Below are 10063 nucleotides of genomic sequence, written 5' to 3' on the forward strand. Positions count from 1 at the left end.
TACGTCGCGGCGCGGACGCTCCCGCGGCACTCCACCGGACCCTAACGTCGCACCATGCGCGTACTCGTCACCGGAGGAGCCGGGTTCATCGGCTCGCACATCGTCACCGCACTGCTCTCGGCGGGGCACGAACCCGTCGTCCTGGACGCGCTGCTGCCCGGCGCGCACCCCACCGCCCCGGACCCCTCGCCCGTGGAGTTCCTGCACGCGGACGTCCGGGACCCGCGGGCGGTCCGTACCGCGCTGGACGGGGTGATGGCGGTCTGCCACCAGGCCGCCATGGTCGGCCTCGGCAAGGACTTCGCCGACGCGCCGGACTACGTCGGCTGCAACGACCTGGGCACCGCGGTGCTGCTCGCGGCGATGGCGGAGAGCGGCCTACGCCGGCTCGTCCTCGCCGGATCCATGGTCGTGTACGGGGAGGGGCGGTACGAGTGCCCCGGACACGGACCCGTACGGCCGGGGCCCCGGCGCGCCGAGGACCTGGCGGCGGGACGTTTCGAGCCCCGGTGCCCCGCGTGCGGCGCCGAACTCGCCCCGGGGCTGGTCCGGGAGGACGCCCCGGCCGACCCCCGGAACGTGTACGCGACGACGAAGCTCGCCCAGGAGCACCTGGCGGCGTCCTGGGCCCGCTCGGTGGACGGTACGGCGGTCTCGTTGCGCTACCACAACGTGTACGGGCCGGGCATGCCCCGGGACACCCCCTACGCGGGCGTGGCGTCCCTGTTCCGTTCGGCGCTCGCACGCGGCGAGGCGCCCCGTGTCTTCGAGGACGGCGGACAGCGCCGGGACTTCGTCCACGTGCGGGACGTCGCCGCTGCGAACGTGCTCGCGCTGGAGGCCGTCGGCGGACTGCCCCCGGGCGGGCTCACCCCGTACAACGTCGGCAGCGGCGAGCCGCACACGGTGGGGGAGATGGCCGCCGCCCTGGCCCGCGCCCACGGCGGCCCCGAACCGGTGGTGACGGGGGAGTTCCGCCTCGGGGACGTCCGGCACGTCACGGCCGACTCGGCCCGGCTGCGGCACGACCTCGGCTGGCGGCCGCGGGTCGGTTTCGCCGAGGGCATGGAGGAGTTCGCCCGCGCCGGGCAGCGGGCCTCCGCCGCCGTCGGCTGACCGCCCTCAGCCGGCGGCGGCCGGGAGGGTGACCTCGAAACGGCACCCTCCGGGAACGTTGCGCACCTCGGCGCTGCCCGCGTGGGCCTCCACGATGCCCCGCACGATCGCCAGGCCCAGACCCGCACCGGCGGGCGGGGTGCGCGCCTCCGTGCCGCGCCAGCCGGTGTCGAAGACCCGGGGCAGGTCCTCGTCCCGGATGCCCCCGCAGCCGTCGGTGACGGACAGGACGACGGTGTCCGCGCGCCGCTCGGCGGCCACGGCCACCGTGCCGTCGGGCGGGGTGTGGCGGATGGCGTTGACGAGGAGGTTGGCCAGCACGCGGGTCATCTCCTTGCCGTCCACCTCGACGGGCACCGCCTGGACCGCCTCTCCCGACAGGCGCACGCCGTGCTCGCGGGCGAGCGGGTCGGCGCCGCCGAGGGCGTCGCCGACCAGGTCGTAGACGGACAGGCGGCTCGGGGCGAGCGTGAGCGCGCCCGCGTGGATCCGGGAGAGTTCGAAGAGGTCGGTGACCATGCCGGTGAGGCGCTCGACCTCGGTACGGATCTGCCGGTGGTAGCGGGCGGGGTCGGCCGCCACGCCGTCCTCCAGCGCCTCGGCCATGGCCCGCAGCCCGGCGAGCGGGGTGCGCAGGTCGTGGGAGATCCAGGCGACGAGCTCCCTCCGGGACGTCTCCAGGGCGCGCTCGCGCCGACGGGAGTCGTCCAGCCTGGCGCTCGTCGAGGCCAGTTCGAGGGTGAGGGCGGCGAGTTCGGCGGTGGCCGTACCGCCCGGGGCGGAGAACCTCCCCCCGTCGCCGAAGTCCCGCGCCGCCTTCGTCAGGGCGTGGCTGCGGGCCACGACCCACCGTCCGAGGAGGAGCGCGACGGCCAGCGAGACGAGGGCGGCCATGGCGGCGACGACCGTCACGACCCACAGGTCGTGCGCGGACAGGAACATCGCCTGGGCGACGGCCAGCGTCCCCGCGACCATCGCCGTCACCGTGACGGCGGCGACCACGGCCAGGGAGACCGCGACCGAACGGTGGCGCACGAGCCGGAGGAGCGCCGCGCCCGCGAGCCCGGCGCAGACGGCGCCCGCGAGCGCGAAGAGGGCGATGAGCAGGACGTCCGTCACGCCGTCTCCTCCCTCTCCTCCGGTTCGAAGCTGTAGCCGACGCCCCACACGGTCCGGACGAACCGGGGCCGGGCCGGATCGTCCTCGATCTTGGCGCGCAGGCGGCGCACATGGACCGTGACGGTGGACAGGTCGCCGAAGTCCCATCCCCACACCTCGCGCATCAGTTCCTCCCGGCTGTGCACCGCGCGCGGCCGGCCCAGGAAGTGCGCGAGCAGGTCGAACTCCCGCAAGGTGAGGGAGAGTTCCCGTCCCGCCCGGGTGGCGCGGCGGGTCGCGGGGTCCACGGTGATGTCCCCGGCGCGGAGTACGGGTCCCGTGTCCGCCGGGGCGGCGGCCGTACGGGTCCGCCGCAGCACGGACTCGACCCGCAGCACCAGTTCGCGCGGGCTGAACGGCTTGGTGACGTAGTCGTCCGCGCCCAGCTCCAGGCCGGTGATCCGGTCGTCCTCGTCGCCGCGGGCCGTCAGCATGATCACCGGTACCGGCCGGTGGGCGCGCAGCCGCCGGCACACCTCCAGGCCGTCCAGGCCCGGCAGCATCAGATCCAGCACGACCAGGTCCGGCCGGCTGCGCTCCGCCCGCCGCAGCGCGTCGGGACCGTCGGCGGCGTGCTCGACGGAGCAGCCCGCCCGCTCCAGGTAGCCGCCGACCACCTCGGCCACCGTGGGGTCGTCGTCCACCACCAGGATCCGGGCGGGTGCGGTCGGGGTGTCGTGCTCGCTCATGGCGCCACCCTCGCATCCGCGTGCCGCCCACAGCCACGCCCACCCGGGGGTACGCGGACCGATGTCCGCGTTTCGTAAGGAGTGAAAGGGCCCGGAGGCCGTCCGTGGTTCCTACGGTGAGACGCGTGACCCCCATGACCGCAGATGTCGTCCTGCCCTGCCTCGACGAAGCCGAGGCCCTCCCCTGGGTCCTGTCCCGGATTCCCGCCGGATGGCGGCCCGTCGTCGTCGACAACGGCTCCACCGACGGCTCGGCCGCGCTCGCCGCCGACCTCGGGGCCACCGTCGTGCACGAGCCCCGGCGCGGGTTCGGTGCCGCCTGCCAGGCCGGGCTGCTCGCCGCCGAAGCCGAGTTCGTGTGCTTCTGCGACTGCGACGCCTCCCTCGACCCCGCCCTGCTGCCCGGCCTCGTCCGCGCCGTGGCCGACGGCTCCGCCGACCTGCTCCTCGGCCGCCGCCGTCCCACCGGGCGCGGGGCCTGGCCCGCCCATGCCAGGGCGGGGAACACCGCCCTGTCCTGGCTGCTGAAGCGCCGCACCGGACTGCGCCTTCGCGACCTCGGACCGATGCGCGCGGCCCGCCGCGAAGCCCTGCTCGGGCTGGACCTCTCGGACCGGCGCAGCGGCTATCCGCTGGAGATGGTGGTGCGGGCCGCCGACGCGGGCTGGCGGGTGCGCGAGGTGGACGTGCCGTACCTGCCCCGGGCCGGCCGCTCGAAGGTCACCGGCACCTGGAAGGGCACCTGGCAGGCCGTGCACGACATGAGGCGCGTCCTCGACGCGCCGGTCGCCGTCGGAGGTGGCCGCCCGTGACCACCCTTCTGGTCATCGCGAAGCAGCCGCTGCCCGGCCGGGTGAAGACGCGGCTCACGCCTCCGTTCACCCCGGAGGAGGCGGCCTCCCTCGCCGAGGCCGCCCTCGCGGACACGCTCGCCACCGCCGCGCGCCTCCCGGCCGACCGGCACGTCCTCGTGCTCGACGGCGCGCCGGGACCGTGGCTGCCGCCCGGCTTCCACGTCCTCCCCCAGACGGCGGGCGGGCTCGACGTCCGGCTCGCGGCCGCGTTCGCCGCCTGCGCCGGTCCCGCGCTCCTCATCGGCATGGACACCCCGCAGATCACCCCGGAACTCCTCGCGCCCGCCCTGTGCTGGGACACCCATGACGCGTGGTTCGGCCCCGCCGCCGACGGGGGCTTCTGGGCCCTCGGCCTCGCCGTTCCCGAGCCGGCCCTCCTGCTCGGCGTACCGATGTCCCGGCCCGACACCGGAGCCGTGCAGCACGCGCGGCTGCGGGCGGCCGGACTGAGCATCGGCGCCCTGCCCGTCCTCCGGGACGTGGACACCGCGCGGGACGCCCTGCACGTGGCGCGGGAGGCGCCGGAGACCCGTTTCGCTGCCCGGCACGCCCGCCTGACGGCCGCGACGGCGGGGGCGGCCTCGTGACCACGACGGCCTGGCGCTCCGACCCGTACACCGACGCCCTGCGCACCGGGCGGGGGCCGCTGTTCCTGCGGCGGGACGACGGCTGGCTGCTGCCCCTGGAGGTCGAGCGCTGGTGCGAGGCGCCGGACGCCGCGGACCGGTCCGTCCTGGAGCGCTGCGGCCACCGGGTCCTCGACATCGGCTGTGGTCCCGGACGGCTCGTCGTCGCCCTCGCCGCCGACGGGCGGCGGGCCCTGGGGATCGACGTGAGCCCGGAGGCGGTGTCCCGTACGGAGCGGGTCGGCGGCACGGCCCTGTGCAGGTCCGTCTTCGAACCGCTGCCCGAGGAGGGCCGCTGGGACACCGCCCTGCTCATCGACGGGAACATCGGGATCGGGGGCGATCCGGCCCGCCTGCTGCACCGGTTGCGCCGGATCGTCCGCCGCACCGGTCGGGTCCTCGCCGAGTGCGTGCCGGTCGACGTCGACGAGCGCTGCGAGGTGCGGGTCGACGACGGTCGCGGAGGCCGGGGAGAACCGTTTCCCTGGGCCCGGGTGGGCGTTCGGGCCCTCTCCGCCCGCGCGGAGAGCGCCGGCTGGACCGTGGCCGAGAGCTGGACGGCCGCGGGACGCTCCTTCCTGTCCCTCGCTCCTCAGCCGTCCGTACCGGTCCGCCGCTGAGACCGCCGCCGCCACAGAGACAGCAGCACCGCCCCCACGGCCACGGCCGCCAGCACGATCACGAGGTTGCGCCCGTAGGGGAGCGGCAGCGCCGACGGGTTGGGCGGCGGCCCCGGCCGCAGGAGGAGCGGCAGCGTCACCAGGACGACACCGCCGGCGATCACCAGCGCCCCTCGCCACACACCCCGTGCGGGCCGTCCGGCGATCAGCAGACCCACGGCCAGGACCAGGGGCGCGACAAGACCGTCGTGGACGACGAGCGCCCCGGCCAGCCACACCAGCACATCACCCGGGTCCGGTTGGGCCGCCACCAGCCAGGCCCCCAGCCCGATCAGGCCGACGCCGAGACCACCGACCGCGCCGCGCAGCACGTGATACGGGTTCACAGCACCTCCAGGCGGTGCACCCACTTGGTCTGCAGGACTCCGGGTCGGTTGGGCGCGATGATCCGGGCGGGGAAACCGTGGTCGAGGGAGAGCCGCTGTCCGTTGAGCGTGAGGGCGAGGAGAGTGAGCGGATCGTCCGCGTACTCCGCACCCATCTCCATCACCCGGTAGGCGCCCCGGGCCTCCAGCGAGGTCACCCGCAGGCCGTCCCGTCCCGGCCGTCCGCCGGCTCTCTCCAGCAGGACCCGCACCGGCACCCCGCCCCAGTCCGCGGCGACGCTCCAGCCCTCGACGCAGGCGATCGGCAGCCGGGCCCGCGCGGCCGGCATCGCCCGCAGCTCGTCGAGGCCGAGGACGTACGGCCGGGGGCCGGCCACCTCCAGACGCCACCGCCCCAGACCGTCGGCCGCGACGCCCGCCGCGGCGGCGGTCCGGTTCACCGGCAGCCCCTGCGGCCCGTGGTCGGGACTGCGGGGCGCGAGCAGGTCGAACGCCTTCAGGGGGGTGACGGACTGGCCGACCGTCGTCAGCGTCACCACACCGACCGCCCCGCCCGCCGCGAGGAGCAGCGAGCGGCGGTCGGCGGCGTCCTCGGCCGGCAGCGCACGGGTCCCCTCGGAGCGGCTGCTCCAATGGGCCCTGATCTCGGGAGCCTTGACCGCGACGTGCAGCAGGATCGAGCCGGCCACGACCCAGGCGACCGCGAAGTGCACCGGCACGAAGGAGAACGACCAGGGATACCACTCGACGATGTTGAGCAGCCCGGTCACCACCTGGAAGACGGCGGCCGCCACCAGGACGGCGATCGACAGGCGCTCCAGCGCGTGCCGTACGGACCGGACCGGCGGCCAGGTGAACAGCCGCGGGTACACCGCCCACAGCTTCACCGGGAGCAGCACGAGCGCGGCGATGCCGCCGGCCACGTGCAGGCCCTGGGTGAGCCGGTAGCCCCACACCGGCCGCGAGGGCAGGTGGTCGGCGAGCCAGGTCGGCGGGTGCTGGAGGTAGTGGCTGACGAGACCGGTCAGCAGGCAGACGCCGAAGGCGGCGCCGAGCCAGCGGCCGACGGCCGTCGCCGTCCTGGCGTCGTGCAGTCGGCCGTGGAAGGACGGCGGCCGCAGCCCGGACAGGGCCCGGACCGCAGGCGGGGGCACGCGGAAGGTCATGAGGTCCATGACACCCCCACGAGGGGCCGTACGGACGGTCCGACACCTTACGGAACTCGAACGTCCCGCCGGGTCGGCCCCCTGCCCGGCCGGTGCGCTGCCAGGCTGCGTACGTGATCCGCAACCGCCCCGTCGCCGTCGCCGTCCTGCTGCTCGCGGCCCTGACCGCCCTCCTCGCCGTCCTCCTCCACGGCAACGCGCGCGGCCCCGGGCTCCTCGCCGGTTACGCGGGGGCGTGGACGCTGTTCGCGGCGGCCGTCGTCGTCCTGCGCCGGGTCCCCGGCCGGTCGGTGCTGCCGCTCCTCGTCGCCGGGGCGATCGCGGTCACGGCCACCGGACTGACGGCGGCACCCGCCACGAGCACGGACTCCTACCGCTACGCGTGGGACGGGCGGGTGCAGGCCGCCGGAGTGTCCCCGTACGACCACGCACCCGCCGACCCGGGACTCGCGGGGCTGCGCGACGGGTGGCTGTTCCCCGACGCCGCGGCCTGCGCGCGGAACGAGACCGATCTCGCCCCGCTCGACGACGGCCTGTGCACCCGCATCAACCGGCCCGCGGTCCACACCGTCTACCCCCCGACCGCCGAGGCCTGGTTCCTGCTGGTCCACGCCCTGTCACCGGACGGCGTCCGCCACAAGGCCCTCCAGCTCGCCGCCGCCCTCCTCGCGCTGGCCGTCACGGGCCTGCTGGTCGTGGTCGTCCGCCGCCGCCGGAGCGACCTCCGGAAGGCCGCCCTGTGGGCCTGGTGCCCGGCCGTTCCCGTCGAAGCGGTCAACAACGCCCACGTGGACGTCCTCGCGGTCCTGTTCTCCGTCGCCGCCCTGGCCGTCGTGGCACGCCACCGCGCCACCGGGGGAGTGCTGCTCGGCCTCGCGGTCGCCACGAAGATGCTGCCGGCCCTGCTGGTACCGGGCGCACTGTCCGGCGAGCGGCGGCCCCGCGGGATCCTGGCCGTGTTCGTACCGGTGATCGTCACCGTCGGGGCGCTGTACCTGCCGTACGTCCTCCTCTCCCAGGGGTCCGTCCTCGGATACCTGGGCGGGTACGCCCAGGAGGAGGGGTACGACGACGCGGGCGCGAGCGGCCGGTACGCCCTGCTCCGGCTCGTCCTGCCCGACGCGTGGGCGATGCCCGCCGTCGCCCTCGCCATGATGGTGGTGGCGCTGGCGGTCTGGCGGCGCGGAGACCCCGAACGGCCCTGGCGCGGCGCCCTGGTGACCACCGGCACCGCCTTCCTCCTGCTGACTCCCGGCTACTCCTGGTACGCCCTCCTCCTGGTCGCGCTGGTGGCCCTCGACGGCCGCTGGGAGTGGCTGGGCGTGGCCCTCGCCGGCGCCACCGCCTACCTCGCGGTGCCCCTGGCGGGGCAGGGGGCGGGAACCACCGCCTACGGGATCGCGGCGGCCGCGGTCTGCGCGGGCTGGTGGGCCCGGCGACGCCCCGACCACCCGGCCCCGGATCCCGGACGTCCTGGCACGGTGGACCAGCCGGGCACGGGGCTTGTTCAGGGACGCCGGTGGCCTTCGAGTGCGTCACGCAGGGAACAGGCCGTGACCGCGCCCACGGCGCAGCCCGGGCCCGCAGTGGACGGCGCGTCCGGGACACCGCGGTCGGTCCGCCCGTGGTCCGCGAGCCGAACCCGGGGCCCGACGCCATACTGAGGGGGACGGCAGCCGTCCCGGGGGTGTGGCCTACGGGAATCGTGGTGGCGATGGAACAGGTGCCCTTCGACGACGCGACCACCGCCGCCGCCCGCGACGCGGGCGGGTGGCTCGGGGACCTGACGGTCGCCGTGGTGGCCACCGGCGCGGACGGGGCGATCGTCCGCTGGGACCACGCGGCCGAGGAACTCCTCGGCTACACCCCGCACGACGTGCTCGGCCGGCACATCGCCGACCTGCTCCACCCCGGAGCGGACCGCGGACTCGGCCGCTCGCTCTGGGAGGGGGCCGCCACCGGCCACGGCGTCACCGGAACCGTCACGGCCTGGCACAAGGAGGGCCGCCCGCTCGACCTGGAGATCTGGGCCGCCCCCGTGCCCGCCCGGCACCGCGGCGGCACGACGGTGCTGGTGTTCGCCGCGGAGGCGGAGGCCGCCCGGCGCATCCGCGGCTCCTCGGTCGTCTGGGACGGGCTCTTCGCCCGCTCACCGGTCGGCATCGCCGTCCTCGACACCCAGCTGCGCTTCCTCCGCGTCAACCCGGCCCTGGAGGCCATGAACGGCCTGCCGCAGGCCGCCCACATCGGACGCCGCCTCGTCGAGATCCTGCCCGACGTCAACGCCCCCGACATGGAGCGCTCGATGCGCCGCGCCCTCGACGAGGGACGGCCCGTCCTGGACTCCCGCCGGACGGGCCGCACACCGGCGGACCCGGACCACGACCACGTCTGGTCCGGTTCGTACGTCCGCCTGGAGGACGCCGACGGGCGCCCCATCGGACTCGCCGCCACCCTCATCGACATCACCGCCCAGCAGCGGGCCCAGCTGGAGGCCGAGGCGGGCCGCCGCCACCTCGCGCTGGTGAACGAGGCCACGCTGAAGATCGGCACCAGCCTCGACCTGGAGCGCACCGCGCAGGAACTCGCCGACGTGGCGGTGCCCGACCTCGCGGACGTCGTCACCGTCGACGTCCTGGAGTCCCTGGCCGCCGACGGCGAACCCGGTGCCGGCCTCGTGGGCGGCGCCACGCTGCGCCGGCTGGCCAAGGCCCCGCTGACCGGATCACCCGTCGCGGCCGCCCTCGCCCCCCTCGGCCGCACCCTCGACTTCCCGGCCTCCGCGCCGTACGCCCGCGCCCTCGGCGACCGCCGGGCCTACGTCGTGAGCGAGTTCGACGAGCGGGCCGTCGAACCGGCGGCCGGCCACTCCAGCACCCCGGCGGAGCTGCTGCGCCTGGGCGTCCACTCCTTCATCATGACCCCGCTGCTCGCCCGTGGCGTGGTGCTGGGCCTGGCCACCTTCTACCGGACCCGCCCGGTCGGCCCGTTCACCAAGGACGAGGTCGACCTCGCCGGTGAACTGGCCGCCCGCGCCGCGGTCTGCGTCGACAACGCGCGCCTGTACAGCCGCGAGCACGACACGGCCACCGTGCTCCAGCGCAGCATGCTGCCGCAGCACATCACCCCGCCGCCGGGGATCGAGGTCGCCCACCGCTACCTCCCCGCCAGCGACGTGAACGAGGTCGGCGGCGACTGGTACGACGTCGTCGACCTCAAGGACGGCCGGGCCGTCCTCGTCATCGGGGACGTGATGGGCCACGGCACCCCGGCCGCCGCGGTGATGGGACGGCTCTCCGCCACCGTGCGGGCCCTCGCCCGCCTCGACCTGGCCGCCGACGAGATGTGCCACCAGCTGGAGGCCGCCCTGCGCGACCTCGCCGAGCCGATGATCGCGACCTTTCTCTGCGTGGTCGTCGACCCCGCCACCGGCCGCTGCGGCATCACC

General features: G+C 75.8%; 10 protein-coding genes. 6 read left to right on the forward strand and 4 right to left on the reverse strand.

Annotated features, from left to right (window positions below; all coding sequences use genetic code 11):
• Positions 1–54 precede the first annotated feature (54 nt).
• Complete coding sequence (locus EAO70_RS05660) at positions 55–1116, forward strand: NAD-dependent epimerase/dehydratase family protein (protein WP_148001906.1); 1062 nt, start codon at positions 55–57, stop codon at positions 1114–1116.
• A 6-nt stretch (positions 1117–1122) separates the two neighbouring features.
• On the opposite strand, the gene EAO70_RS05665 is transcribed toward EAO70_RS05660, so the two are convergent.
• Positions 1123–2235: a sensor histidine kinase gene (locus tag EAO70_RS05665; RefSeq protein WP_148001907.1), complete on the reverse strand. Its 1113-nt coding sequence runs from the start codon at positions 2233–2235 to the stop codon at positions 1123–1125.
• Positions 2232–2963 (reverse strand): response regulator transcription factor, encoded by a 732-nt coding sequence (locus tag EAO70_RS05670; protein ID WP_148001908.1) that lies wholly within the window; start codon positions 2961–2963, stop codon positions 2232–2234. The genes EAO70_RS05665 and EAO70_RS05670 overlap by 4 nt, the downstream gene beginning before the upstream one ends.
• Before the next feature lie 134 nt (positions 2964–3097).
• Here EAO70_RS05670 and EAO70_RS05675 point away from each other — a divergent pair, with 134 nt between their 5' ends.
• Genes EAO70_RS05675 through EAO70_RS05685 form a run of 3 tightly spaced genes read left to right on the forward strand, consistent with a single transcriptional unit; the run spans position 3098 to position 5063 of the window.
• The gene (locus EAO70_RS05675; protein ID WP_148001917.1) at positions 3098–3775 is read left to right on the forward strand and encodes a glycosyltransferase family 2 protein; all 678 of its coding nucleotides are present in this window, start codon (positions 3098–3100) and stop codon (positions 3773–3775) included.
• On the forward strand, positions 3772–4404 hold the full coding sequence (locus tag EAO70_RS05680) for a DUF2064 domain-containing protein (protein ID WP_148001909.1): 633 nt from the start codon (positions 3772–3774) through the stop codon (positions 4402–4404). Before EAO70_RS05675 ends, EAO70_RS05680 begins: the two co-directional genes overlap by 4 nt.
• Positions 4401–5063 carry a class I SAM-dependent methyltransferase gene (locus tag EAO70_RS05685; protein ID WP_148001910.1) on the forward strand — a complete coding sequence of 221 codons (663 nt, stop codon included), beginning with the start codon at positions 4401–4403 and terminating at the stop codon, positions 5061–5063. The genes EAO70_RS05680 and EAO70_RS05685 overlap by 4 nt, the downstream gene beginning before the upstream one ends.
• Here EAO70_RS05685 and EAO70_RS05690 read toward each other — a convergent pair.
• Entirely contained in the window at positions 5036–5449 is a 414-nt protein-coding gene (locus tag EAO70_RS05690) for a hypothetical protein (RefSeq protein ID WP_148001911.1), read from the reverse strand. The two genes, EAO70_RS05685 and EAO70_RS05690, sit on opposite strands and share 28 nt — an antisense overlap.
• Positions 5446–6615, reverse strand: coding sequence for a molybdopterin-dependent oxidoreductase (locus EAO70_RS05695; RefSeq protein WP_222723442.1), 1170 nt, complete (start codon positions 6613–6615; stop codon positions 5446–5448). The genes EAO70_RS05690 and EAO70_RS05695 overlap by 4 nt, the downstream gene beginning before the upstream one ends.
• Positions 6616–6728: 113 nt before the next feature.
• Here EAO70_RS05695 and EAO70_RS05700 point away from each other — a divergent pair, with 113 nt between their 5' ends.
• Together EAO70_RS05700 and EAO70_RS05705 are read left to right on the forward strand one after the other, a co-directional pair.
• On the forward strand, positions 6729–8279 hold the full coding sequence (locus tag EAO70_RS05700; protein ID WP_148001913.1) for a glycosyltransferase family 87 protein: 1551 nt from the start codon (positions 6729–6731) through the stop codon (positions 8277–8279).
• Between the two features lie 50 nt (positions 8280–8329).
• Positions 8330–10063 (forward strand): PAS domain-containing protein (locus tag EAO70_RS05705; protein WP_148001914.1); only part of this gene is annotated, 1734 nt, incomplete at its 3' end.

The sequence above is a fragment of the Streptomyces sp. adm13(2018) genome, from assembly GCF_008042145.1.
Classification (GTDB): Bacteria; Actinomycetota; Actinomycetes; order Streptomycetales; family Streptomycetaceae; genus Streptomyces.

Coding starts and splice junctions, on each gene's coding strand:
- EAO70_RS05660 (WP_148001906.1), top strand. CDS start 55: ATGCGCGTACTCGTCACCGGAGGAGCCGGGTTCATCGGCTCGCACATC.
- EAO70_RS05670 (WP_148001908.1), bottom strand. CDS start 2,963: ATGAGCGAGCACGACACCCCGACCGCACCCGCCCGGATCCTGGTGGTG.
- EAO70_RS05675 (WP_148001917.1), top strand. CDS start 3,098: ATGACCGCAGATGTCGTCCTGCCCTGCCTCGACGAAGCCGAGGCCCTC.
- EAO70_RS05695 (WP_222723442.1), bottom strand. CDS start 6,615: ATGACCTTCCGCGTGCCCCCGCCTGCGGTCCGGGCCCTGTCCGGGCTG.